21 protein-coding genes are annotated in these 25581 nt (G+C 36.6%); 11 read left to right on the top strand and 10 right to left on the bottom strand.

What is annotated here, in order from left to right; all coding sequences use genetic code 11:
* Positions 1-365: 365 nt before the first annotated feature.
* From ccsA to FB551_RS04910, 4 genes are all read right to left on the bottom strand, one after another.
* Positions 366-3635 (bottom strand): cytochrome c biogenesis protein CcsA, encoded by a 3270-nt coding sequence (gene ccsA / locus FB551_RS04925; protein WP_142015579.1) that lies wholly within the window; start codon positions 3633-3635, stop codon positions 366-368.
* A 244-nt stretch (positions 3636-3879) separates the two neighbouring features.
* Complete coding sequence (locus FB551_RS04920) at positions 3880-5064, bottom strand: tetratricopeptide repeat protein (protein WP_142015577.1); 1185 nt, start codon at positions 5062-5064, stop codon at positions 3880-3882.
* Between the two features lie 90 nt (positions 5065-5154).
* Entirely contained in the window at positions 5155-5736 is a 582-nt protein-coding gene (locus tag FB551_RS04915; RefSeq protein ID WP_142015574.1) for a Crp/Fnr family transcriptional regulator, read from the bottom strand.
* A 360-nt stretch (positions 5737-6096) separates the two neighbouring features.
* The gene (locus tag FB551_RS04910; protein ID WP_142015572.1) at positions 6097-6732 is read right to left on the bottom strand and encodes a cysteine hydrolase family protein; all 636 of its coding nucleotides are present in this window, start codon (positions 6730-6732) and stop codon (positions 6097-6099) included.
* 361 nt (positions 6733-7093) lie between these two features.
* Between FB551_RS04910 and FB551_RS04905 the strand changes: the two genes are divergently transcribed.
* The 4 genes from FB551_RS04905 (at position 7094) to FB551_RS04890 (ending at position 12723) form a co-directional block, all read left to right on the top strand.
* The gene (locus FB551_RS04905; protein WP_142015569.1) at positions 7094-9673 is read left to right on the top strand and encodes an FtsK/SpoIIIE family DNA translocase; all 2580 of its coding nucleotides are present in this window, start codon (positions 7094-7096) and stop codon (positions 9671-9673) included.
* Between the two features lie 65 nt (positions 9674-9738).
* Positions 9739-10386: a LolA family protein gene (locus FB551_RS04900; RefSeq protein WP_047431065.1), complete on the top strand. Its 648-nt coding sequence runs from the start codon at positions 9739-9741 to the stop codon at positions 10384-10386.
* A 110-nt stretch (positions 10387-10496) separates the two neighbouring features.
* Positions 10497-11954, top strand: a complete 1458-nt coding sequence (locus FB551_RS04895; protein WP_047431067.1) for an LptF/LptG family permease — start codon at positions 10497-10499, stop codon at positions 11952-11954.
* Positions 11955-12078: 124 nt separating this feature from the next.
* Positions 12079-12723 (top strand): hypothetical protein, encoded by a 645-nt coding sequence (locus FB551_RS04890; protein WP_142015567.1) that lies wholly within the window; start codon positions 12079-12081, stop codon positions 12721-12723.
* Positions 12724-12764: 41 nt separating this feature from the next.
* Here FB551_RS04890 and FB551_RS04885 read toward each other — a convergent pair whose 3' ends face one another.
* The 3 genes from FB551_RS04885 to FB551_RS04875 all read right to left on the bottom strand — a co-directional run bounded on the left by FB551_RS04885 (position 12765) and on the right by FB551_RS04875 (position 15680).
* Positions 12765-13826: a 3-oxoacyl-ACP synthase III family protein gene (locus FB551_RS04885; protein WP_142015564.1), complete on the bottom strand. Its 1062-nt coding sequence runs from the start codon at positions 13824-13826 to the stop codon at positions 12765-12767.
* A 196-nt stretch (positions 13827-14022) separates the two neighbouring features.
* Positions 14023-14577, bottom strand: a complete 555-nt coding sequence (frr, locus tag FB551_RS04880) for a ribosome recycling factor (RefSeq protein ID WP_047431073.1) — start codon at positions 14575-14577, stop codon at positions 14023-14025.
* Positions 14578-15062: 485 nt separating this feature from the next.
* Positions 15063-15680 (bottom strand): hypothetical protein, encoded by a 618-nt coding sequence (locus tag FB551_RS04875; protein WP_167497821.1) that lies wholly within the window; start codon positions 15678-15680, stop codon positions 15063-15065.
* A gap of 539 nt (positions 15681-16219) precedes the next feature.
* Between FB551_RS04875 and FB551_RS04870 the strand changes: the two genes are divergently transcribed.
* Positions 16220-17575, top strand: coding sequence for a lipase family protein (locus tag FB551_RS04870; RefSeq protein WP_142015558.1), 1356 nt, complete (start codon positions 16220-16222; stop codon positions 17573-17575).
* A 79-nt stretch (positions 17576-17654) separates the two neighbouring features.
* On the opposite strand, the gene pyrH is transcribed toward FB551_RS04870, so the two are convergent.
* Positions 17655-18362 carry a UMP kinase gene (pyrH, locus tag FB551_RS04865; RefSeq protein ID WP_047431078.1) on the bottom strand — a complete coding sequence of 236 codons (708 nt, stop codon included), beginning with the start codon at positions 18360-18362 and terminating at the stop codon, positions 17655-17657.
* A gap of 167 nt (positions 18363-18529) precedes the next feature.
* Between pyrH and porQ the strand changes: the two genes are divergently transcribed.
* From porQ to FB551_RS04840, 5 genes are all read left to right on the top strand, one after another.
* Positions 18530-19522, top strand: coding sequence for a type IX secretion system protein PorQ (gene porQ / locus FB551_RS04860; protein WP_047431081.1), 993 nt, complete (start codon positions 18530-18532; stop codon positions 19520-19522).
* Positions 19523-19606: 84 nt separating this feature from the next.
* Positions 19607-20281, top strand: a complete 675-nt coding sequence (gene cmk, locus FB551_RS04855; RefSeq protein ID WP_047431083.1) for a (d)CMP kinase — start codon at positions 19607-19609, stop codon at positions 20279-20281.
* 95 nt (positions 20282-20376) lie between these two features.
* Positions 20377-20727, top strand: coding sequence for a YtxH domain-containing protein (locus FB551_RS04850; RefSeq protein ID WP_047431084.1), 351 nt, complete (start codon positions 20377-20379; stop codon positions 20725-20727).
* A gap of 80 nt (positions 20728-20807) precedes the next feature.
* Entirely contained in the window at positions 20808-21116 is a 309-nt protein-coding gene (locus tag FB551_RS04845) for a phage holin family protein (protein WP_034694332.1), read from the top strand.
* A gap of 3 nt (positions 21117-21119) precedes the next feature.
* A complete protein-coding gene (locus FB551_RS04840) occupies positions 21120-21620 on the top strand; it encodes a hypothetical protein (protein WP_047431086.1) in 501 nt (166 codons plus the stop codon).
* A 79-nt stretch (positions 21621-21699) separates the two neighbouring features.
* On the opposite strand, the gene FB551_RS04835 is transcribed toward FB551_RS04840, so the two are convergent.
* Positions 21700-22425 carry a TrmH family RNA methyltransferase gene (locus tag FB551_RS04835; RefSeq protein WP_142015555.1) on the bottom strand — a complete coding sequence of 242 codons (726 nt, stop codon included), beginning with the start codon at positions 22423-22425 and terminating at the stop codon, positions 21700-21702.
* Between FB551_RS04835 and tamL the strand changes: the two genes are divergently transcribed.
* Positions 22411-25020: a translocation and assembly module lipoprotein TamL gene (gene tamL / locus FB551_RS04830; protein WP_047431089.1), complete on the top strand. Its 2610-nt coding sequence runs from the start codon at positions 22411-22413 to the stop codon at positions 25018-25020. The genes FB551_RS04835 and tamL overlap by 15 nt on opposite strands.
* Here tamL and FB551_RS04825 read toward each other — a convergent pair.
* The gene (locus FB551_RS04825) at positions 25017-25574 is read right to left on the bottom strand and encodes a SanA/YdcF family protein (protein ID WP_373427997.1); all 558 of its coding nucleotides are present in this window, start codon (positions 25572-25574) and stop codon (positions 25017-25019) included. The two genes, tamL and FB551_RS04825, sit on opposite strands and share 4 nt — an antisense overlap.
* Between the last annotated feature and the right edge of the window lie 7 nt (positions 25575-25581).

The raw sequence follows: 25581 nt of genomic DNA, 5'->3' as shown, positions 1-25581 counted from the left end.
GCAAAGCCACTTCGTTTAGCTAAGACCAGTTTATTTGCTGAGTGAAACGCCTTTGCGAACGATATTTTATCATCATAAAAATCATTGCGAAACTTAACGTTAGAATTCGAGATTCTCAATATTTAATTTAACGCAAGGTTCACTAGGTTAATTTATTGCGATGTATCATATTTTTGTTCGCAAAGCCACTTCGTTTAGCTAAGACCAGTTTATTTGCTGAGTGAAACGCCTTTGCGAACGATATTTTATCATCATAAAAATCATTGCGAAACTTAGCGTTAAAACGGCTCGCCAATACTAAAACAATAGAAATAAAAAAATCCCGGAAAGTAAATTCCGGGATTTTATTTTTTATGTTCAGATCGTTATTTCTTTGTTAAAGCTTTAAACTTTATATAAGAAACAGCTGATAAAATAATCATTGTTGAGATTCCGATGTATACCCAGGCTGGTACCGGTACCGGATCTCCTGCTGCGTATGAGTGAAGTCCGCTCAGGTAATAGTTTACTCCAAAATAAGTCATTACCATGGAACAGAATGCAAACATTGTTGCTACGTGGAATGCCCATCTGCTTCTCAATCCAGGTACTAATCTCATGTGCAGTACAAATGCATATACCATGATGGAAATGAAAGCCCATGTTTCTTTCGGGTCCCAGCTCCAATATCTTCCCCATGATTCGTTGGCCCAGATTCCTCCTAAGAAGTTTCCTACTGTTAAAGCAAACAATCCGATGGTTAATGACATTTCAGAAACAATTACCAGTTCCTTTAATGTAGTATCATGGTGAATTTTATACGTTTCTTTATTGGAGATGATATAGAATACCAATGAGATTACAGCAATGATCATGGAGAGTGCGAAGAATCCATAACTTGAAGTAATAATTGCTACGTGAACAATTAACCAATATGATTTCAATACCGGAACAAGCGGCGTGATCTGCGGATCAAGAGCTGAACCTCCGTGAGCAAATCCCATCATAATAACTGCTACCATAAATCCTGCTGCAGGAATCAGTGCATTGGCATTTCTGTACAGGATTAAACCGGCTGTAATACCTACCCAGGAAATAAAGATAATGGCTTCATATCCGTTACTCCAGGGAGCGTGTCCAGAGATATACCATCTTGCAACAAGTCCTAAGAAATGACACAGATATCCAATTAAACCAACCGCAATGATTGCTTTAATTACTTTGTTTAATACTTTATTTGATTTGAACAGCTCAACAAATCCTAAGATCAGAAGAAGTCCTCCAACAAGCGTATAGAAAATCAACAATTTGAAGTTGATATCTGCTTTATTCATAAATACTTCAAGATCAACTTTAGATTTAGCAGGAACTACGGCTTTCCCCCATTTCTGCTGATATTCTGAAAGTTTAGCCAATTCCGCATCTGCTTTGCTCCAGTCACCGGTTTTTTGTGCCGTAAGCGCTTCTGCAAAATAAGGTCCCATTACCTGCTGAGATTCCATGTCCGGTTCGAACTTCTGGTCTAACCATGAATGCCATGTATGGTTGGCATCATTTTTCACAGGAACAATTCTCATAAACTGGCCGCTGAAGAACTCATTGAAGATCTGCACTCTTTCGTTGACAGCAATTACTTCTTTATCGTAGTTTGTTTGTTCAGCAGGTTTTTTACGGAAAGCTGTGTTATAGTCGTGTTCAAGGATATATGTTAAATTTCCGTTTGCATCTGCAGGGAAAAGGTTCATCAGTGAAGTATATCCATCTTCATTGGCCTTTGTTTTATTTTTCAGTTCATCACCACCTTTAGGTCCTACTTTGATCATTGGAACCATTGTCCAGCTTGGGGTGTCTGTATTGATAGAAAGGAACCACTGGTTAGCAGTAAGAGACTTTCCGTCTGTTCCTTTGAATTCGTCTTTTTTGTATAATTTTCTTAAAACATCTAATGCTTCTGTGTTGATAGGAACAATTCTTCCTTCAAAACTTTGCACTAAAAGATATCCGAATTTATCTGCATGTTCTTTGCTGATTTTGTTTCTTGCAATGATTTCATCCGGAGAAATGGATCTCATTTTCCCCATTGGAGTTGCCAGAGAGTTCTGCTTCGGAGCAGCGCCATCAAGCGGCTGGGCAGACGGAGCCGGAGCATGGGAATGGTTGTCCCCTTCCACATGGATATGTTCTCTGCTTCCGTCGGTTGTTCCATGAGTTTCAATTTTTTGAGCATTTAAGCCTAAGCTTAAGAACAATAAAAGTATACCCGCTGCTTTCTTTTTGTTAACGTCAGCAAGCATCTTATTTAATTTCCAGAAATGAGTTCCTTTCCAGAAGAAGATCACAAACATTCCTAAGAATAAAAGTCCGTATCCGATGTAAGAGATCAAAGTTCCCCAGTAATCGTGGTTTACAGAAAGAACGGTTCCCATTCTGTCCGGATCAAAACTCGACTGGAAGAAACGGTATCCTTTATGGTTAAGAACGTGGTTCATATAGATTTTATAAGGAGTTTCTTTACCTTCATCAATGATTTTCACATGGCTTTCGTAAGCACTTGGAGATGAACTTCCCGGATAAGTTTCCATCACAAAGTCATCCAGTTTCAATGCGAAAGGCGTGTTGTATACTTTAGGACCAAATCCTACCATAATGTTTAATCCATCCATAGTAACCTGCTTGTAAGCGTTTGGATTTCCTTTTTCAACAGAAAGATCTACAATTTGTTTTGTTTTCGGTCCCTGAAGCTCAATCTGAAGCATATCCGGCACGTTAGCATCTTTCTTTCTGTCGCCTTCAATCGCCATCAGTCTTCCTTTTTTAAGACCTTCAGGTACTACCAGCTTCAGTTCGTTGATAGTATATAAACTTCTGAGTGCCAAAGGCTGGAATTCATCTTTCACTGTACTTCCTGTTGCCTGTGTTGCCATGGTCATATAGCTTGCATCTACAGGAGTTTTGATGAATAATTTTCCGCCTTCATTTTTGAATTCAACAGCACCTTCAATGGCTCTGTTGAATGTCACCAAAGTACCGTTAATGGATTTTGTTTCTCCCGGTTTGATGTAAATGTTCTGTCTTCCGGTAGTTCCGGTAGAAACCAAATGAAGATATTCAGCACCGTTTGGTTCAGCGACAAGGCTGTCTTTTTTTCTTTGGATGTATTCCTTAGCAAACACTTTCACTTCTTTTCCGTGGAAGTCATAAGTTGCTTTCAGATCTTTGTGTAACGGAGACATCAGATAAGGAACATCCTGATAATTCAGCACATCACCTTTTTCTTCGATCTGAATTTTAAAGAAGTTTTTATCGGTTACGATTTCGTTGGATGTTTCACCCTCTCTGATGTGCATTTGTCCTTCAAAACTGATATATCTGGTGATAGCACCACCGATAAAAATAAAAATAAAGGCAAGGTGGAAAACAAGAACCGGCCACTTATCTTTTTTCCACAGTCTGTATCTTCCGATATTTCCTATGAAATTGAGAATCAGTAAGACCATGATCAGTTCGAACCATTTAGCCTCATAAATTAATGCTTTTGCTGTAGGAGTTCCGTAGTCGTTTTCTAAGAACGTTGCATAAGCCATCGCGAATGCGTACACCAGCAACAATACAGCCATTGTCCTGGTTGAGATAAGAATATCTTGGAGCTTCTTCATGATTTATTGTACTTGACATGCAAAAATAAGCATGATAAACCACAAAGAGCTTAAAAAAAGCTGTTTTTTATCACTTTGGCCTTGGTTTTGCTTATTTTGAAACATTCTTAATAAGCCCGGAAACATTAGGAAAAATTCAATTTTTAAAAATGTTAAAATTTGGATTTATATTACCTATCCGGGTGATTGAGAAACTCTATATTCAATCTTCCGTCATCAACATAATCAGTTGACATGAAGCATATTAAACTTCTAAACTGTGATTCGCCTCTACTTTTGATTCTATCTCAGTTATTAATGTATCAATTCCGCGCAGCGTTTCATCCATTTTTTTAGCTTTTAAAAACAAATCCAGCGCTTCCTGATACTTCATTTTTTTCATATAGTAAATTCCTAAATTTTTATAGGCATCAGCATTTTCAGAACCAAGTTGTAATGAATCTTCAATATCCTTGCGCCCTTCTTCATAAAGATCCAAATTAATTTTTGCCAGTCCGCGGTTATTGTAAGAATATGAAAATTTTTTATCCACTGAAATGGCTTTGTTTAATAAAGGGAGAGACTCTTCATATTTTTCGAGGAGAATTAATGTATATCCTTTGTTATTTAAAGCAAATTTATTGTCAGGATTCATTTTTAATGCTTTATCATAATATTCAAGAGATTCTGCCAACGGTCCTGTTTCAGTAAACGTTAATGCAAAATTCGTCCAGTCATCTGCAGTCATAGAAGGATTATTTTCTTTGAATATAATGGCTGTCTCTTTTGCTTTTTCAAAGTTCTTAGCATTAATATGGGATATTATTGCCATCCTGTAGATATCAAGGTCTTTTGATTCCTGCAGTAAACTGTCAAAGATTGATGCCGCTTCAGAATACTTCTTTTCGTTAAATTTATAGATTCCCTCCGTATATTCTTTAGGCAGTTTCTTCTGACGGATAAGATTGACAATAGCTTTTCCATCATTAGATATTGATCTTCCATCACTCATATAAACAACTTTCTGGCTCGGAAAAATATTGATTAAAAAATCAATTGCTGAAGAAAACATTAAGACGATGAAAAATAAAGTAAGAAATTGAGTATTTGAAATAATGAAATAAGAGAGTAACGCTAATAATAAAGAGGCAGCCGGCCCACCAAACACATATAAAATCTGCTTGTTGACAGAAAATCTTTTCTCTTCAGATTCACACAGCCCTCTTCCCCATTTAAGAGGATTTTTAAATATATAAAAAGAAAAATCTTTAAAATTGAGAGGAAAACTGTTATCCTTATCTCCATAAGAACCAATAAAGACATGTACTTTTTTTCTTGTAATCAGCCACACGGTAACAGCATGTCCCATTTCGTGAAAAAAAACAGTTAAAGGTCTGATCAATACTAAAAAGATGAAAATAAAAATTCCGGGTACACCAAATAATTCCATTAAAAAAAGTCTTCAATCAGTTATTAATTATCATTCTATGTTGTATTGAGTACAATTCCTGCTATGACATAAAAATCTGCGGCAATATACTTATTTTTCCAATGACATTTTCCTCCTGATTTTGCTTAAAAACTCATGGGTAATTCCCAGATAGGATGCTACCTGCTGCTGGGTTATTCTTTGCTCTAATCCCGGATATTTTTCAAGGAATTCAAGATACCGTTTGTCCGCTGTTTTACCCGTTAAGGAAAGAATTCGTCTTTGCAGGGCAACAGAAGATTTCTGGTTCATGATTCTGAAAAGCTTTTCTATCTGTGGCATTACTTCGTACAGGTATTCTTTATCGTTTTTAGAAATCATTAAAACTTCACTGTCTTGAAGGGCTTCAATATTCAGAATACTGGGAACATTATTGATCAAACTGTCTATATCTGTAATCCACCAGCCTTCAACCGCAAAATATAAGGTTTGTTCAAATCCGTTTTCATTCAGGTAATAGATTTTAAAACAACCACTCAAAACAAACCCTTCAAAATTACAATAGTCCCCTTCTTTGAGAACCACTTCTTTCTTTTTAAACTTTTTGTATTCAAAAGGTTTTGTAAACTGGTTGAAATCCTCCTGGGAAAGGTTGATATAATTACTGATATTTTTATAGAGCAGATCGGACATTCTTTAATTTAAGCTAAATAAAGGTATCAAAATTATTGACACCTTTATTGAATTAAGTTATGTGAAGCTGTTTTTATATTAAGCAAATGATCTTTTTAGATAAGCTTATTAGAAATCTTCTGTATTTGCTAAATAAAAAATATTAGAAAACGCAATGGCGCCAAGAATTTTTGAAATATCAGCTGTTTTTAAGGCGCAAGGATTTTATCTATGATAAAATTTATTAGATTCATTTTGCTGGAAATCTTCGATTTCCTTGCGTCTTAAATTAAACAATATGTATGATAAAAACTTTGCACCTTTGCGTTTACCCAACAAAAATTGAAGTTCATTGTACACGTTCCCTATCTGAAAATAGCCTTATTTTAAAAGTTCATCAGTATTTATTACACGGGCATAGAGATTTCCAAGAGCAGAAATCCCGGCCAAAAAGGATCTTTGAACTTCTTCAGCCTTTATCACTTCCCCATTTAGTTCACGGTTTCTGGTGGCTGTAGCATCGCCAATAATGGTATTGGTAAACCCGAAATCGAAAGCTGCTCTGGTGGTAGATTCCACACAGACATCTGTCATCATTCCTGTAATGACCAGATTTTTAATCTTCTTTGACTGAAGATAGTTCAGAAGATCGGTTTCCCTGAAGCTATTGGGAAAATGTTTAACAATAACTTTCTCATCTTCCCTTGGTAAGACCAGAGGATTGATTTCAGCCCCCTTTGTACCCGGAAGAAAAAACGTTGCACCATCGTTGGTAGAAATATGCTGAACATGAATGACAGGAAGGTTATTTTTCCTGAAATAGTCTAAAATACTTCTGGCATTTTCGGCAGCCTGTTCGCTTTTTTCCAGTGTCATTTTTCCTCCCGGGAAGTAATCATTTTGTACGTCGATAATGATTAATGCAGAGTGTTCCATTTTTTGTTTTTGTGCGTTCATTGTAATCATTGAAATTAATATCAGACCTAAGGTCAGAAAAGTTTTGAATGTGTTTTCCATATATGAAATTTTATGGGTCAAAATTAAAGAGGCTTCAGGTCCTGGCCTTTGAACTAGTTCAAAAAACACTATTGACATCTAAAAACTTAATATTGTTAATTTTTTTCGCATTCATCAGTTTAAATCGAAAATTTTATTATCTTTTTAAAGAAAAACAAATCATAATCAGTTAATATAATTTAACGGTATCAGATTTGGATAAGCCAAAAAAATACCCTTATTTTATTCTGTCATAAAAGAAAATATTCTTAAAGTAAAAATTTTAAATAACCTTTATAAAAGCGGGATTACCAAAATGTTTTTTGGGTAAAAAAGATTCATTTAGTGTTGAATAAAACATTAAATTTGCGACATTGATATTATGGATAAAAAGACACAAAAAAAACCGACTGAATCGCCTGAGAAAGGCAGAATCTTATCTAAGCCACGTATTTTTTTCGGGCTTACTTTTATACTTTTATCGGCTGTTCTTGCATTCTCATTCGTCTCTTATCTGATGAACTGGAAAGCAGATCAAAGCCAGGCAGGAACCATGCTGGACAAAAGCATAAAATCTTCCAATATATTTGGTAAGGTGGGTGACTGGCTTGGGAATATTTTCATTTTTGAAAGTATTGGTATCGCCTCGTTTATTATCGCATTTTTACTGCTTGTCGTAGGTACACTGATTCTTAAGAAAAAAATATTTAAACCCTGGAAAACTATCGGTCACTCTTTATTTTTTATCTGCTGGCTTCCTATTTTTATGGGAGCGCTTACTAAAGGCCAGGGTGTTTTAGGAGGCGTTTATGGATATCAGATTATGGACTATCTTAACTCCATCATCGGAGCAGTAGGTCTGTGGACGGTATTAGCGGCAAGTATCCTTCTGTATTTCATTCTTGAATTCAACCTTCGTCCAAGTTCTATCAAAGCAAAACTGGATAAGATCAATGAAAATACAATTGGAAAAGTAAAATCTATGATGCCGGACTCTAACGATGATTTCGAGGCCGATGAGGAATTGAGAGAAGAAGCCGAGGAAGTGGAAGAAGAAACAGCATCGAGAGTTACTGTAAGTGATGTTACAAACCAGGTTGTCAATACTCCGGTTAATACAGTGAAAGCACCAGAACCCGTAAGTGCTCCGAAAGGATTCCCTGAAGTTCCGGTTTCAAACGAGATAGAAACCATCACCACCCCGAACCATACTTCTTTTGATGCAGAACCTAAAGAGGTTTCCCAACCGGTAAGTTTAAACCTTTCTACCAAACCAATTGTTCCGGTTTCCAGCCCGGAGGAAGCATTTGATATCAGACCTTCTGCTCCGTCTCCGGCAGTAACCGCTGCTCCGGCACAGGAAAATATTAAATTCAATGTAGAAGTAGCTCAGGTGATTGATGTTTTGGATGATTCTGATAAAAAGTCTCAGGAATTGGTAGAAAAGCATGGGCTTTATGATCACAAGCTTGATCTGGCTAATTTCCAGATGCCTCCTGTAGAACTGCTGAAAGATTATGGTAATGAAGAAATTTCTATCAATAAAGAAGAATTAGAAGAAAATAAAAATAAGATTGTCGGATTGCTGAAGAACTTCAACGTTGGTATCGCAGAGATTAAAGCAACAATCGGCCCGACAGTTACACTTTATGAAATTGTTCCTGAAGCAGGAATCAGAGTAGCAGCAATTAAAAAACTGCAGGATGATATTGCTCTGAACCTTTCTGCGTTAGGAATCAGAATTATTGCACCAATGCCAGGAAAAGGAACAATCGGTATTGAGGTACCGAGAAAAAATCCTACGATGGTTTCAATGCGTTCTGTCATTGCTTCCCAGAAATTCCAGAATACGGATATGGATCTTCCGGTAGTTTTCGGAAAGACTATTTCTAACGAGATCTTCATGGCTGACCTTTCAAAAATGCCTCACTTATTGATGGCGGGAGCAACAGGTCAGGGTAAATCCGTAGGGATCAATGCTATTCTTACTTCCCTTCTTTATAAAAAACATCCTAGTGAACTGAAGTTCGTTATGGTAGACCCTAAAAAGGTGGAACTTTCATTATATTCAAAAATTGAAAGACATTATCTGGCAAAACTACCTGACGCAGAAGAAGCAATCATCACGGACACCAACAAAGTAATCAATACACTGAACTCACTTTGTATTGAAATGGATACCCGATATGACCTTCTTAAAAATGCTTTTTGTAAAAACTTAAAAGAATATAACAAGAAGTTTACGGAAAGAAAATTAAATCCTGAAAACGGACACCGTTATTTACCTTATATCGTATTGGTAGTAGATGAGTTTGCAGATTTGATCATGACTGCAGGAAAAGAGGTTGAATTACCTATTGCAAGACTTGCACAACTTGCAAGAGCCGTTGGAATCCACCTTATTGTAGCTACGCAGAGACCATCCGTAAACGTAATTACAGGGATGATCAAAGCTAACTTCCCTGCGAGAGCTGCCTTCAGAGTAATCTCCAGTGTTGACTCCAGAACCATCCTTGACTCTCCGGGAGCAGATCAGCTGATTGGTAAAGGAGATATGCTTTATTTCAATGGAAACGAAATTTTAAGACTTCAGTGTGCTTTCGTAGATACTCCGGAAGTAGAAAGACTGGCAGAGTTCATCGGAGAACAAAAAGGATATGCTTCAGCGTTGTTGCTTCCTGAATATGTATCTGAAGACTCAACAAGTACAGTTGGTGCTTTTGATCCAAACGAAAAAGATGCTCTATTTGAAGAAGCTGCAAGAATTATTGTTTCTACACAACAGGGATCTACATCAATGCTTCAGAGACAATTGAAACTGGGGTATAACAGAGCCGGCAGAATTATGGATCAGCTGGAAGCAAGCGGTATCGTTGGAGGCTTTAACGGAGCGAAAGCAAGAGAGGTTCTGATCAGTGACCTTCATTCTTTGGAACAGTTTTTGGAAGATCTGCGTAGTTAAAGGAAAAACATATAGTTTTTAACCTTAAGAATCAAAGAAAATCTAACGATTATTAAATTAAGAAAATGAAAAATATTATTTCAAAAGTTATATTGGGAAGTTTTGTTGTAGGTGCAGTAGGTATGGCCAACGCTCAGAAGATTGATGCTAAAGCTAAAAAGATATTGGATGATATTACAGCCAACTACAATTCTAAAAAGAATTCTTACTTCAAATTTTCTTTTGGGAGCGGTCTTAACGGACAGGTAACAAAAACAGAACCTGGTATTTATTATGTTGCCGGAGAGAAATACAAACTGAAGATCATGGATACGGAACAGATCTTCGACGGTAATAAAATTTACAACATCAACGCGGATGACATGGAGGTAACCATTGCCAAGCCTAACGGAAGCAGCACCATGTTCTCCCCTATCAACTACCTTACAACCTACAGAAATGATTACAATGTAACTTACAACGGTAAGAAAGTAGTCAATGGCGTAAATGCAGACTTTATTAAACTGACCCCGGTAAAAGCTAACGGAATAAAATATGTGTACCTTTTTGTAGATTCAGCGAAAAAGCAAATGGTAAAACTTGAACAGCATGGAAACAACAAAGATGTTGCTGTAATTGCTATTAAAGAATACAAAGAAAACCAGGAGCTGGATCCCAATATGTTTGTTTTTGACAAAAATAAGTTTAAAAACTACATCGTTACAGAACTTTAAAAAGCTGAAAGTGAATTCGCAACTATGTAAATTGACGTTTAAAGTTAAAAAAATAACAAAATATAAAAAGCCACAAGTAAACTTTGTGGCTTTTTGATTAATTTTGGCGCATGTTAAAAATACTAGACCGATACATTATAAAAACCTTCTTTGGACCGTTTTTCTTTATATTCAGCGTATTGTTTTTCATTTTTATTGTAAACATTATCTGGGTACAGTTGGGACAGTTTATGGGAAAAGGATTAAGCTACTGGCAAATCCTTAAACTTCTTTTTTATCTCGGAGTAAACGTCATCAGTATGGTTCTCCCGCTTACGATCCTTCTGGCGAGTATTATGTCGTTTGGTGAATTTGGAGAACGTTACGAGCTTGCAGCCATGAAAGCCGCAGGAATTCCTTTGACCAGGGTAATGACTCCCCTTCTGGGAATTTCAACGGCACTTGCTATCATGTTGTTTTTCTTCTCTAATAATATTATTCCGGATTTTCAGAAAAAAGCCAAGAACATGCTTTTTAATATTGCCCAAACCAAGCCGGCTATCAACTTTACTCCCGGACAGTTTATTGATCAGATTCCCGGTTATATGGTAAAATTTGATAAGATTTACGGGGAAAACGGAGAAAATATCGAAGGGGTTTTCGTTCATAAAAAAGCCAATGCTTTTGAAAACCAGCAATCTGTAGTAGCTGAAAAGGGAAAATTTGTTCCGGCTGCCAACAAGAACTTTCTAAAGCTGGTGCTGTATAACGGCTATGTGTTTGAAGATGCTTTTGCCGGAAAAGGTGATAATGTAAGATTAAAACAGCCTGATCAGGCTATTAAATTTGACACACTGGTTTCCCACTTTGACATCAGTGAAATCATCAATAAAGCGATCGAAAAAGAACAGATTACAGATGACTACCGTTTCCAGACCTACAACCAGCTTGACGGAACGATTACAAAAACAAAAAAAGACAATAAACAGTTCTTTGATAATATAGGATCTGAGGTGCTTAACCAAACCAATTCTGTGATTACCTACATGGATAAAGGCAATAAGCATAAAGTAGCTCCGAAACAACAGATCAAACTGGATACGGTAAAAGGTGATAAAAAACTGGAAATCATTTACAATTCCTATAACAGATTGGACAACCTTAAATCAACACTGGAATCTAAAAAGAACGAATACAGTTCCAATGTAAAATATTTCAGTAAAGTGGTGATCTACCAACAGAGAATTGTTGCATATTCGGTGACGTGTATCATCTTCTTCCTGATTGGAGCCAGCTTAGGGTCTATCATCAGAAAAGGAGGAATGGGACTTCCGGTTATCATCGCTATTGTTATTTTCATCATCTTTTACGTTATGAATGTTGGGGTAGAAAACATGTCATGGAGCGGGAAAATGAATCCTTATCTTGCAGCATGGCTTCCTAACCTGATCCTCCTACCTTTTGGAGTATGGATGACCTACAAAGCGCTTACAGACTCACAACTGTTTGATGCAGAAAAATACAAAGCATTGTTTAAACCCATCACCAAAAGGTTTACAAAAAGTAAAGAGCATCAGAGATATCAATAATTCTGATCTAAAAATAAGATTAAAAGCTTCGGAGAAATTCCGGAGCTTTTTTATTTGATTTTATATTAATAACTCATGCTTTCAGTTTTTTTGTATTTTTATCAGCCACCAAAGTATCTATCCTATGAAAAACCTATTTCTGGCAGCAGGTCTGCTTCTTATTGTTTCCTGTAAAAATAAAAAAGAGAAAACTTCCTATAAACAATCTGTTTCCAAGGATAGTTTTATTGTAAAAAAGGATTCAATGCAGAGCAGTACAGCAGAAGATCCTATTGATGAGATCAAAAAAGAATATGCTGCCCTTCAGGCTCAGCTGGAAACTAAAAAGCTGAGTTCTTCAAAATTCAATTATGATTGTAACGATGAACCTTCAGGCGAAGTTATTTTTTATTCTGACAAGGATGAAATTAAAGTAATAGAACATTTTTACGCAGAACACAGTCATTTTTCCGGATCTGAAAAGTATTTTATTAAAGATGGGAAACCATTTTTTATTTTCAGACAGGAGACCGTGTGGAATTTTGATGGTGGCACTCCTGAGAAACCAGTTACCAAAGATGATATTACAGAAACCCGTATTTATCTTAAAAATAATCAGCCGCTGAAATGTCTTGAAAAGAAATACAGTATAAAATCCGATCAGAAAGAAAAAACAGCTCCTGATACTATTCCAGGAAAAGAAATTCAGTGCAGCGTGGATGAAATACTTAAGAGATATGAATCTTTATTAAAACATAGGGACCAAAAAGGCTACATACAATGTTTATAAGAACAAAAGAGATTGACCTTTGAGCCAATCTCTTTTATATTTTAAAACTTATACACAAAAGCATTAATGTTCATTCCTGCGCCTACTGATGCAAATAAAACCACATCATTCTTTTTGATTTTATGATGTTCCAGTTCATCCTTTAAAATCATAGTCAGCAAAGAAGGAATTGTAGCGACACTGCTATTTCCTAATTTATGAATGACCATAGGCATTATATTTTCAGGAACCGGTTTTCCATACAGCTGATAAAACCTGTTAACGATAGCTTCATCCATTTTTTCATTGGCCTGATGAATGATAATTTTATTTAACTGATCAATGGAATATCCACTGTTGTCAAGACATTTTTTCATTGCATCCGGAACATTTACTAAGGCAAACTCATAAATTTTCCGTCCATCCATTTTGATGTATTTTGTATCCGGGCATTTCTCATTGTTGTAAGATTTCCCAAAATACAGATAATCTTTCTCCTCAAAGGTATAAGAAGCTGACAAATGAGACCTGATCCCGGAATCATCATCTGAATTCACTTCCAGCACAGCCGCTCCTGCTCCATCCGCATAGATCATACTGTCTCTGTCGTGAATGTCTACCACACGGGAAAGTGTTTCTGCCCCAATAACAAGGCATCGTTTTGCTATACCAGACTTGATAAATGCATGAGCCTGTATGACTCCTTCAATCCATCCCGGACATCCAAATAGAACATCATAGCCAACACAAAAATTATTTCTGATTCCCAATAAGTGTTTCACTCTGGCTGCAAGACTGGGCACCATATCAGACTGAACCGTTCCAAAACGGACATCCCCAAAATTATGGGCGAATATGATATAGTCTAATGTTTCAGGATCAATTCCTGCATTTTCTATGGCTGAACGCGCCGCAATAAGCCCCAGATCTGAAGTAACCTGTGTACTGTCTGCATATCTTCTTTCTTCAATACCTGTAATCTTTTTCAGCTTGTCCGTAATGGAAGCATTATTTTCCTTTAATAAAATTCCTTCTTCATTAAGAAAAATATGTTTATCAAAAAATAAATTGGTTATTGTTTCCGATGGGATATAATTTCCTACCCCGATTATCTTTGTCATCATTATAGTATCTGTTTCCTGTTTTTTAATTAAACGTCAGGAATAATTCATTAAATATAATGAATGAACGTAAATACTTCACAATATAGTATGGAATAAGAATGCATTGCATTATAAAAAATTAAAATAATAGCTGCAAGATAATAAAAAAAGAGGTCTCCCATCGGAAACCTCTTTAGTATTTTCACAAGCTGAAAAATTATACTTTCATAATTTCAGCCTCTTTTGTCTTAAGATGCTCATCGCAAAGCTTAACGTATTTATCAGTATAAGTCTGGATTTCTTCTTCCACTCCTTTTACTACATCTTCAGAAACTCCCTCAAGTTTTTTAAGTTCTTTCAAACCATCCTGTCTTGCGTTTCTTACCGTTACTTTAGTGTTCTCAGTTTCTACTTTAGCCTGTTTTGCAAGCTCTTTTCTTCTTTCCTCAGTTAATGGCGGAACATTAAGGATAATATTTTCCCCATTGTTAGAAGGTGCAAAACCTAAGTTTGAGTTGATGATCGCTTTTTCAATCGCATTGATTGCTGTTCTGTCCCAAGGTTGAATAGAGATTGTCATTGCATCCGGAACAGAAACATTCGCAACCTGGTTGATAGGAGTCATTGCTCCATAGTATTCTACCATTACATCCTGAACCATTGATGTAGAAGCACGTCCTGCTCTAATTCTTTGAAATGCGTGATCCAGGTGCTTTACAGCTGCATCCATGTCTTGTTTTACAGATTCTAATATAAGATCTAATTCTTCCATTATTATATTAAAGTTTGATAAATTACACATCTATTAATTCAACTGAATATCAACTAATTAAATCCAAAAACACCGTAAACACCAAGGTTTCCTTACTATTTTAAATTATTTTTTACTATTCAGTGCTGCAAAAATAATGATTATTTCCATATTCTGGTAAGACTGCATTCTGTATTTTGTGAAAACGTTGATTTTTTTGAATAGGACGCTATATAAAATTATTTTATTGCCAGTCGTTACTTGTTTCTGATTTGTGTTTATGGTGGATTTAAGATTTTACCTTATAACTAAAAGATAATCTCTAACCTTTCTTTCCTGCTAATCCGAAGTTAAGAAGTGTATCAACTCCCACACCGACTAAAGTTGCAAAAGGTACAGAGGTTTTTAATATTTCAAGCTCAACTTCCATAATTTTAGTTTAAAACAATTATAGCAAAAGCCCTCTCAAAGAGAAGGCTATTATTACTATTAAAGTAGGAAGAAAATTAATTACTAAATTTCAATCTTATTCTTATGCCTTTTGCGGCAGGTATACAAAGATAGCTCTCAGTGAAAATATGTACTGCTACTACATGCTTACCTTGAGAGGTCCATTGGTCAATATAAGTTTTAAAATGATGATAGACAGTATTAGCCGCATCATCAGTCATTGGTGCATTATAAGGAAAAATATCTCCATAGAATGACGCATTATCCGCGTCTTGCCCATACCCATACTCGGCATTATTATCATAAGGGGTAGGATCGCTCAGGAAATCTCCGTATGCATTATATCCATAGTAGATTGTTGGAGCACCTAGAGAGGGAAAGGGACCATTTATAGACGGAAATAAAGCCTGTGCAACAAATTTATCAAGATATATCTGGTTTCTTCCCCACATTGGAGTTCCTTCCTTGTACAGTACCTCGTAATTACTGATGTAGGGATAGTTCGGATTTACGTTGATAGGATTAATGAAACTGGTTGAACCACACTTAAAAGTAGTAGGATCACCAGATGAGCCTTCTTTGGAACCTTTTTTAAAAGCTTGAATTTTCTCTTCAGAAAGTGTAGATTTTTCCTGATTTCCTATTTCTTCATTTGTTGAACAAGAAAATAGCAACACACTGCTTGCTAGCAGAAGTAATTTTTTCATAGTTATTAGTTTAGTTTAAGTCTCAAAGATAGAAAAATTATTAAATCTACAAAATACCATACATTTTGTGGGTATTTTATCAAAAAAACAAGAATTAATTTCCCAGATTTGCATTGGCTTTTTTTTCCTTTCAGAATTGATTTCCTCCTTCATCTTGTCCAAATGCTTGATCTTGGCCTTTTGGCTATATAGCGGTTGAGCTCAGTTAACTTCCATTAGCATCTCGTATAACCTAGCTTCATTGTTAAGGTAATGCAAGGAGTAATAACACTGATTTGACTAAAATAGATTTCGAAGTGCAAAATTCCGGGTACAAATACCTACCGAACATTTTGGTTATTTCTACTTAGTGTGATATGATTTTTTCTAACTTCCTTTACTATGTCTTTTAAACAGTACATGAGCAGGTATATTTATATATAATACATGCAATAATAAACAGAAAGTCTTGAAGAAGACATTTCTTATTAATTAAAAATTTAAAACTAATTTAAACCCATCACATCATGACAAATCCATCTTTAGATGCCTATCAACAAGTTTTCGGTATGGCAGGTCTTGCCAACCGTGCCGGAGGCTACAACGGTTTTGGTATCCAACTACAGCAACAGCTTCAGTATGATTTATCCTATTATTTTAACAATGTTCCCCCGGTTAAAATAATGGATCAGAAAACACCTTCCATAGCTAATCCTTCAGCCGTATCGGAATTAGGAAACTGGGATCTTGTATGGGGCCCTGCCCTGATTGAAGAAAAAAATGAAAAGGGGGTTCCTACGGGTGTTGCAGACAATGCATTATATGTTGTAAAGTCTAATGCTGTCGCATTTCCTGGAGGTCCTACATTACCAACCTACGTTGTAGCTATTGCTGCCACTAATCCTTCGTCACTTTACGATTGGGAAACAGAAGATTTCTCAGTTGCAGAAGTAGTAAACTGGACCACTTATAACCCTTCCAATTTCGCTCCATCAGCTTATAATGGCACTGATCCTTATATTTCAAAGGGAACTGCTACTGGTATAAGTATCCTTCTCGGACTTGAAAGCCCTCCATCTGCTGCTTCACCCAATACCACACTGCAACAGTTTCTTGCAGGCTTAAATCCGGATCCAAGTACCGCCATTATATTTTGTGGGCACAGTCTTGCTGGAGCATTATCTCCTACCCTTGCCCTTTATCTGAAAGAGAATAAAGATCTGGATGCTTTCGGGGTAACACTTGTATATCCTACTGCCGGACCAACGCCAGGAGAGGCAGCATTTGCCAACCTGTTCAACAGTAAATTCCCTCCATTGCCTCCGGGATGGCAGCAGCAGACAGGTACTTATCAAAGCTGGAATACTATGCACTGGAATGATCTGGATGTTGTTCCTCATGCATGGCCGGTATCGGAACTGGGAAAAATAGCAACTATTTATGGCCAGGCCCCTACCTATATGACGGCTGCCTTATTAAACGCTTTACAAAAGATGGCGATTGCTGATTCTTCAAATTCAGGAGCCAGTTATACAAGAATACAGAACCAATCGCTCTCAGGTCAGCTCCAACACTCAAGCGCCTCCTCGGTGAGCATCAAGACACCTCCAGAGTCCTTGCAAGACTACATGCTTCAGCTATCAGTACAGCATGTGGGGATGTATAATGGTATTCCTGCGGAAGGGTCTAATCCACAAGTGAACGGCCTTATTTTAACACAGCCATTACCAAAACCCGATGTGAAGCTGGTACCGGGAGTAACTGCTGTCACCGAATTGGAGATGATTCTAAAAATAATCGATCAGATCATTGGGTGGATTTCTTCCCGTTATGTTTTGGTTGAAAAGGAAAACGTCACACAAAATGCTGGTGTGGATAAATAATTCAGATTAGTGTTAAAATGAAAACACCTGTCACAATTACTGTAACAGGTGTTTTTATATTTTTTAGGGCTTATATTGATTATAAATCAACCAAAGTACCTACACTTTCTCCGTCTACGATTTTTTCTAAATTCCCATTCTTATTCATATCGAATACAATGATTGGCAATTTATTTTCGTGGCTTAATGTAAATGCAGTCATGTCCATTACTTTAAGGTTTTTCTCAAATACTTCATCAAAAGATAATGAATTGTATTTTACAGCATCTGCATTTTTTTCAGGATCGCTGTCGTAGATTCCGTCTACTCTTGTTCCTTTTAAGATCACATCAGCTCCGATTTCGATCGCTCTTAAAGTAGCAGCCGTGTCAGTTGTAAAATAAGGGTTTCCTGTTCCGGCTCCGAAGATCACTACTCTTCCTTTTTCAAGGTGTCTTACCGCTCTTCTTTTGATGAAAGGTTCAGCTACTTTATCCATTTCGATAGCGGACTGAAGTCTTGTTTTGATTCCTGCATCTTCCAATGCTCCCTGTAAAGCCATTCCGTTAATTACAGTGGCCAGCATTCCCATATAATCACCCTGCACTCTGTCCATACCTTTTGCCGCTCCTGCTACACCACGGAAAATATTTCCTCCTCCGATTACGATCGCTACTTCACAGCCTTTCTCAACTACTTTTTTGATCTCAGCTGCATACTCCTGCAGTCTTTCGTTGTCAATACCGTATTGTCTGTTTCCCATTAAGGCCTCACCGCTTAGTTTCAGAAGGATTCTTTTATATTTCATCTTTTATTTTTAATAACTTTTTATTAGTACTGGTTTCCCCAGAATTTGATTTTGCAAATATAATCATTAAAGATATTGATGAAAGAAAAATATTTAAATAGAAATAATGTCAGAAATATTTTGAAAAGTACGAAAAAGGATTATTTTTGCATTAATTATAAATTGAATTGAAGAAAATTATCATTTTTTCATTATTTCTATCAGGAATTGTTTCTTATGCACAAACAGGAACAAATGTTTATCCGTTCTTAAACGTACCTGTTTCTGCCAGACAAGCTGCCTTAGGTGGTGATGCAATTTCGGTAAGAGATTATGATGTTTCCTTTGCTATTGCAAACCCTGCCCTGTTAAATAAAGATTCTGACAAACAGCTTTCTGTAAACGCAACGGCTTACCTTGCCGATTCGAAATACGGAACTATTGCTTATGCCAAAGATTTTGAGAATGGTCATATGGCTACCATCAATGCAAGGTATATGAGCTATGGAAGTATTCCGAGGACTGACGAAAGCGGTTTCGAAAACGGAGAATTTAAAGCTTCAGATGTAGCGATTGGTGCAGGCTATGCCTACCAGTTTGAAGAAGACTGGACAATTGGTGGAGGACTTAATTTTATTACTTCAAAAATTGATAACTACACTTCTTCCGCCATCTCCGGAACAGCGGGAATTACCTATCATAATAAAAAGAATAAAGAAGTAGTATCTCTTGTGATGAGAAATTTTGGGTTTCAGCTGAAATCCTTCAATGGAACAAGAGAAAATCTTCCTTTCAGAATAGATCTGGGATACACCAAAACAATCAAGAACTTCCCTCTTGCGATCACGATTACAGCACACGATCTTCAGAAGTTTGATATTTCTTCAGAAGAGAATCTAGACGGACAAAAAGTGGGTACCGGCAGAAAGATCGCTGATCACTTTTCATTGGGAGCCGAATTATTTCCGGAAAAGAGTTTCAATATAAGACTGGGATACAATGTAAAAAGAGGAAATGAACTGGCCGTTGCAGACCAAAGAAACTTCTCAGGGCTTTCTGCAGGATTTGGAGTTAAAGTTTCCAGATTCCGCATTGATTACGCCCATGTAAGATATCACAACTCTTCAAATGTCAACCAGATAGGAATTTCTATGGACCTTTCCAGCCACAGAGGAGAATAATCTTCCCGGCAGGAAATTTCTTAATTATTCCGAAAATTTCTTACTTCCTCTTGATTTTCTAAAAAAAATCTTGAAATTTGCAGTATGAAAAAACCTGTAATTGCTATCGATGGGTACTCGTCTACCGGAAAAAGTTCTATCTCCAAAATCATTGCTGATCAACTGGGACTTATTCATATGGATACAGGAGCACTTTACAGAGGAGTTACCTGGTATGCTTTACAGCATTGTCTGAATGAAAATGGTGAAATTGATCTGAATACCCTATTCTCTTCTTTTAATCAGATCAACCTTGAATTTAAAAACAACAACGGCACTCTTATTCTTTTCCTGAATGATACAGATATATCTAAGGAAATCCGTACTAATATCGTATCAGACAACGTAAGCCTTGTTGCCAAACAGAAAGAAGTACGAGACTTTTTGCTGCAGTCACAGCGCACTTTGGCAGAAAAAGGCGGTGTTATTATGGACGGACGTGACATTGGGACAGTAGTTCTGCCAAATGCAGACTATAAATTCTTTCTTACTGCCAGTATTGACGAAAGGACCAACAGAAGATTTCTGGAACTGAAAGGCCTGGGAATTGAAGCAGATAAAGAACAGGTAAAACAAAACCTGATAGAACGTGACAAGATCGATAGTGAGCGTGAAATAGCCCCATTAAAGCAGGCTGACGACGCTATTGTAATTGATAATTCAGAACTGACCAAAGAAGAAACCATACAGCTTATTTTATCTCACATCGAAAAGATTTAACAATTTTTAATAGGCTTCAGGCCTCCTTTGGTATACAAATTGCAAGTTTTATTACTGTAAAAACTAATCTATTATTAATTATTAAAAAACTTAAAATGTCTAGAAAAGGAAATAATACAGCAGGTATATTGGCAGGACTTCTTGCAGGTGCTGCGGCAGGTGTAATCTTAGGAATGTTATACGCACCGGAAGAAGGTAAGGAAACCAGAAAAAAAATCAAAACTAAAGCGAATGATCTTAAAGATCAGGCAAAAAATAAATACGGAGAGGTTTCTGAAAAGGTAAAGGACCAGTACAGCAATATTTCTTCTACTTTCAAGGAAACAGCTAACAGCGTAGCACATACTGTGAAAGACGGATATGATAAATACAAAGATCAGATTGTTTCTAAAACTGCAGATTTGGCAAAAGATGTAGAAGCAGAACTTAATGATCTAAAAAAATAAGTAATTTATCTTTTCTAAGTAAATTACGGAAAGGAACTTTTGTGCGAAAGTTCCTTTTTTTGTAACTTTAAAAAAAAACAATGATAGAAACTATTAAAGAATACGCCTCCAAGAGAATAGATCTTCTGAAAATTGAAGCGACTGAAAAGTCGTCACTTTCTGCCGGGCTCATTACTTACTTTGTAGTACTGCTTGTTGCTTTTGCTTTTTTTATTATCCTTTTCAATTTTGGAATTGCTTTCCTTATTGGAAAAGCGCTGGATAATTACTCATATGGATTCTTAATTGTTGCTGCATTTTATGCGCTGGTAATGGCGTTTGTTGTTGCATTCAAAACTAAGATTGTCAATACTGTTGCAGATCAGGTTATTAAATTTTTAAATCATTAAACTATGGGCAGAAAATACGAGAGCATAGAAGAATTAAGAAGAAAGAAAAAACTGCTTCAGGGTGAAATAAGTGATCTGGAAAATCTTCTGACCTTCAAGAATACTAAAGAAAGCCTAAGTGCTTTTACCAATGGTTTAAGCGATCAGTACCTTCAGGAAAAGATTGATGAAGACGGTGATGAAAAAGTAGTTTTAAGAAAGGATGTCATCGCCAAACAGCTTACTTCAGAGGTAAAAGATCTTCTGATCAGCAAAAATACAGCTGTAGGAATTGCGAGTTCTGCCTTCAAAGGAGGAAATATTACAGATAGCCTTGTTAAACTGGGAGTTACTGCTATCGTAGGAAACTACGCCAAAAAAAATATGAAAAGCTCCAACTGGAAGAAAAAACTGATTGGCGCGGCATTGATTTACCTTGCTCCTATTGCGCTGAAATATGTCAGAAAAAAGATGGAGGTCTATCAGAAAAACAAAAGTGTTTCAAGTATGGAACAACTGATATGAAATAAGATATCAGAAACCAGGCGCCGGATATTATTCAGTAATATTTTACAATAATTTCCAACCTCTGGTTTCTGATTTTCTATTTTGAAAATAACTGCCCTAAAATAATTCCTGCTGCCATTGATACATTCAGGCTTTCTGTAGACTGGGATTTTCCAAATCTCGGAATACTGATACTTTTTTGTAAAAGCTTTTCTGTTTCCGGTCTCATCCCGTTTCCTTCATTTCCTAAAATAAGATTGATCTTCTCCGGTTTTTCAAAAGTATAGATGTTCTCTCCTTCCATATCCGTTCCGATATTCACATTATCCGTCTTGGAAAGATATTCCACAAGATCAGTATATACCACATTTACTCTGGTAAAAGATCCCATGGTTGCCTGAATCACCTTCGGATTGTACACATCTACGGTATCTTCACTACAGATAATCTGTTCAATTCCGAACCAGTCTGCCAAACGTATAATAGTTCCGAGATTTCCCGGATCCTGGAGCCCATCCAAAACCAATTGTATATTCTTATCCTCCCATTTCTCTTCCTCGGCAAGATAACATACCGCAACGGAATCTTTTGGAGTTTTAAGAAAACTGATTTTTTTTAATTCATTTTCAGAGATATGGGTAACAGGGATATCAGTACGGTCCAATTTTTGTGGATCGGTTGACAATATTTCTTTAACTTTAAAGTTAGAATTAAAAAGTTCACAAATGATTTTATTACCTTCAACCAAAAACAAATTGTATTTTTGTCTGAACTTCTTTTTATCTAAAGATTGTAAAACTTTTATTGTATGAGCTGTAAGCATTATAAGAATTCTCCTCAAAAATATTATAAAATTATCTCATTTGCAACATTTGTTGGTCTCCTTTATGCTTGTAGTACAACAAAAAAAGTTCCTGATGGTGAATACCTGCTTACCAAGAACACTTTAGAGTTCGAGGATAAGAGAGAATTTTTCGACGAAGAGCTGAAAGATTATATTCAGCAAAAACCCAACAAAAAGCAATTCCTTTTCATGCCATTAAGTTTACTTCTGTACAATATGGCGGATACAAAATATGATACCATACTTAATGAATATATGACGTATCCCGGTGAGATGAGAAATCAGAAACTGAGAGATTCTTTATTCCTTAAATATAATATGAAAAGCAGTGTTGGAAAAAGTCTTCTTTTCGACCGTTTACTGCATAATTGGGGAACACCGCCGGTAATTCTTGATCAGGCAAGAAGTGAAAAAAGTGCCGAATCTATCAAGAAAAGACTTACCTACAGAGGATATTGGGATGCAGATGTAAACTTTAAACACACGCTGGATTCCGCGTCCAAAAAAGCATCTGTTAATTATTCTATCAAGCATAATGATCCTACACGCATCAAGGATTATTTCTACAATATTCCGGATCAGGGAATCAAAGGGTATTACAACTATAATCTGAACAGAAGCCTTGTGAGATCGGGACAGATTCTTGACCAGACCGTTCTTGAAAGAGAGGTTACCAGAATTACGGATCTGATGAGAGAGTTTGGTTTCTACAGATTCAATGCTTCCAATGATGAAGTTTATTTTGTTGCAGATTCTCTTAAAAGCAGAAAACAGGTTCCTTTAACGCTGGAAATTCATAAAGATTCTCTGGATACTCCTTATAAGATAGCCACTTTCGGAAATATTGACGTTGCTATTGTGGATGAACCCGGTGATTATCCTAAAAATACCAAAAAAGACAGCTTAAGGAGAATAAGATTTCATACGATGAATGACAAATACAAACTTTCGTCTGTATGGAGAGCTATTATTCCGGACAGTAAAAAGGTTTTTGACCAGACGAAACTGGATGTGACCAAGAGAAATCTTTTATCGATGAATAACTTTAGCATCGTTAAAGCAAGAGACTCACTGAGACAAGGCGGAATGACATCGCCAAACGACAGTATTGTAGATGTTTTGTATGTACTGAAACCACTTCCGAAGTACGAACTTAAAGTGGGAACAGATATCAATTATTCTCAGGTCTTAAATCTGGGGATCTCCCCTTCTGTTGACCTTACCACCCGAAATGTTTTCAGAGGTGCGGAAAACCTTTCTACCAGCCTTTCAGGGACATTTGGTTCTATCAGAAGTACAAAAGATATCAGCAAAAGAGTTGCTGCCTACGAAATCTCGGCTCAGGCATCCCTGAATTTCCCAAGACTACTGCTTCCTTTTAATTATTATAAGTTTATTCCAAAACGATATACGCCTACATCATCTATTTTGCTGGGGGCATCGATACAGAACAATATCGGTTTGGGAAGGCTGATTTTCAATACCGGACTGAATTATCAGGCAAGTGTTAATGATCAGGTGTATCACAAGCTTACTTTATTCAATACTCAGGTCAGTCTGACAAAAAATAAAGATGCTTACTATGATTATTTTGTGAATGATGGAAGGGTCAAAGACGAGGTTTTCGGAAATTATTTTATGTTTAACCCGGAAACTGCGCAAACCGGACAAGATTACAGAGATGGAAAACTCAGTGTAGATGAAGTTTCCAAAAAGATCATCGAGAATGATGCTTACCGCGGAAGTCTTAATCAACAGGGAAGAGATCTTTTAACGGCCTTTACCGGAACACTGGTTAACAAAGACAGACAGACACAGGATGTCCTTATTTCTTCCATGATCTACAATTTTGTTTACAGTGAAATTGGAAAAAAAGAATATCCAAATGCCTTTTATTTTAACGGAAAAGTGGAGCTTGCGGGAAATATATTAAGTATATTCAATAAAAAAGATAACGGCGGAGGTATTGTTACCGGCCCGCAAGGAACTATTTTCGGACTGCCTTACGCACAGTTTGTAAAATTTGATATTGATACAAGAAAATATTTCAAGTTTAACGGGAACCAGACATTGGTGCTGCGCCAGTTTATCGGAGTTGGAATACCTTACGGAAACTCTCAGGATATGCCCATCATCAAGTCTTATTTTAACGGAGGTTCCAATGATATCAGAGCTTGGGTAGCATTTGGAGGGCTAGGTCCTGCCGATTCTCAGGTAGACGAAAGAGTGCGTACGTATATGACGGACAACTTAAAGCTTACCACTAATATTGAATATCGAATTCCATTCAATAAGACCTATGAGGGAGCGCTATTTACCGATATTGGAAATACATGGAGTCTTCGTAATTATAATGATGGATACGGAGATGAATTTAAATTCGGTAAGTTCTGGAAACAGGTAGGTATCGGAAGTGGATTTGGATTAAGGCTGAACATCGCTTACGTTACGGCGAGAATTGACCTTGCGTATAAGATCTATGACCCCAATAAACCTGAAGGTGACCGATGGAGATTTAAAAACATCCAGCCATTCAAGCCAACAGTAAATATCGCGTTCGGATATCCTTTCTAATCCGGAGAAACGCCTAAAATAAAATACACTACAGCAATCACACGGGCGAGGATTTCCCTCGTCTGGTTTCTGTAGAAACTTTCAGGTTTGGTGACATCCTGTGCATCAAATCCTAATGCATTCATATCATTATTTCTTGCAAAAAACAACGCCCTAAGGTTGTGATACCCCTGAGATACAATAATGACATTTTTCTTCTTATAAACGTCTTTACAACGGAGAATACTTTTATAGGTATTGAATCCTTTCGGATCTTCAACAATAATATCTTCAGGCACTCCTTCCTGATTGATGAGATAGTTTTTCATAGCACCCGGTTCATTATAGCCTTTACTCTTCTCCCCGCTCACTATAATTTTCTTGATTTTCCCATGATGGTAAAGAAGTGCTGTTGCATCCATTCTTTTGGTAAAATAAGGATTGGATTTTCCGGATCTCATTTTGGGAGATGTTCCCAGAACCAGTGCAATTTCCCGTGGCGGAATTTTTGAGATTTTGGTATAGGTTCTCCCGTTGGTAAGTCCGAAAACCCACACATTACAGAAGCATATCATCAGAATT

It is taken from the genome of Chryseobacterium aquifrigidense, assembly GCF_006716485.1.
Lineage (GTDB): Bacteria > Bacteroidota > Bacteroidia > Flavobacteriales > Weeksellaceae > Chryseobacterium > Chryseobacterium vietnamense.
The sequence above is the reverse complement of the archived record's forward strand: the minus strand, read 5'-3'. Positions and strand labels throughout refer to the sequence as shown.

Excerpts from the sequence above, each read along its gene's own strand:
- FB551_RS04850 (WP_047431084.1), top strand. The coding sequence starts at position 20,377 with ATGTCTAGAAAAGGAAATAATACAGCAGGTATATTGGCAGGACTTCTT.
- FB551_RS04825 (WP_373427997.1), bottom strand. The coding sequence starts at position 25,574 with ATGATATGCTTCTGTAATGTGTGGGTTTTCGGACTTACCAACGGGAGA.
- FB551_RS04905 (WP_142015569.1), top strand. The coding sequence starts at position 7,094 with ATGGATAAAAAGACACAAAAAAAACCGACTGAATCGCCTGAGAAAGGC.
- tamL (WP_047431089.1), top strand. The coding sequence starts at position 22,411 with ATGAGCTGTAAGCATTATAAGAATTCTCCTCAAAAATATTATAAAATT.
- FB551_RS04920 (WP_142015577.1), bottom strand. The coding sequence starts at position 5,064 with ATGGAATTATTTGGTGTACCCGGAATTTTTATTTTCATCTTTTTAGTA.
- FB551_RS04895 (WP_047431067.1), top strand. The coding sequence starts at position 10,497 with ATGTTAAAAATACTAGACCGATACATTATAAAAACCTTCTTTGGACCG.
- FB551_RS04885 (WP_142015564.1), bottom strand. The coding sequence starts at position 13,826 with ATGATGACAAAGATAATCGGGGTAGGAAATTATATCCCATCGGAAACA.
- frr (WP_047431073.1), bottom strand. The coding sequence starts at position 14,577 with ATGGAAGAATTAGATCTTATATTAGAATCTGTAAAACAAGACATGGAT.
- FB551_RS04835 (WP_142015555.1), bottom strand. The coding sequence starts at position 22,425 with ATGCTTACAGCTCATACAATAAAAGTTTTACAATCTTTAGATAAAAAG.
- FB551_RS04900 (WP_047431065.1), top strand. The coding sequence starts at position 9,739 with ATGAAAAATATTATTTCAAAAGTTATATTGGGAAGTTTTGTTGTAGGT.
- pyrH (WP_047431078.1), bottom strand. The coding sequence starts at position 18,362 with ATGAAATATAAAAGAATCCTTCTGAAACTAAGCGGTGAGGCCTTAATG.
- FB551_RS04915 (WP_142015574.1), bottom strand. The coding sequence starts at position 5,736 with ATGTCCGATCTGCTCTATAAAAATATCAGTAATTATATCAACCTTTCC.
- cmk (WP_047431083.1), top strand. The coding sequence starts at position 19,607 with ATGAAAAAACCTGTAATTGCTATCGATGGGTACTCGTCTACCGGAAAA.
- FB551_RS04840 (WP_047431086.1), top strand. The coding sequence starts at position 21,120 with ATGGGCAGAAAATACGAGAGCATAGAAGAATTAAGAAGAAAGAAAAAA.
- FB551_RS04910 (WP_142015572.1), bottom strand. The coding sequence starts at position 6,732 with ATGGAAAACACATTCAAAACTTTTCTGACCTTAGGTCTGATATTAATT.
- FB551_RS04845 (WP_034694332.1), top strand. The coding sequence starts at position 20,808 with ATGATAGAAACTATTAAAGAATACGCCTCCAAGAGAATAGATCTTCTG.
- FB551_RS04890 (WP_142015567.1), top strand. The coding sequence starts at position 12,079 with ATGAAAAACCTATTTCTGGCAGCAGGTCTGCTTCTTATTGTTTCCTGT.
- ccsA (WP_142015579.1), bottom strand. The coding sequence starts at position 3,635 with ATGAAGAAGCTCCAAGATATTCTTATCTCAACCAGGACAATGGCTGTA.
- FB551_RS04870 (WP_142015558.1), top strand. The coding sequence starts at position 16,220 with ATGACAAATCCATCTTTAGATGCCTATCAACAAGTTTTCGGTATGGCA.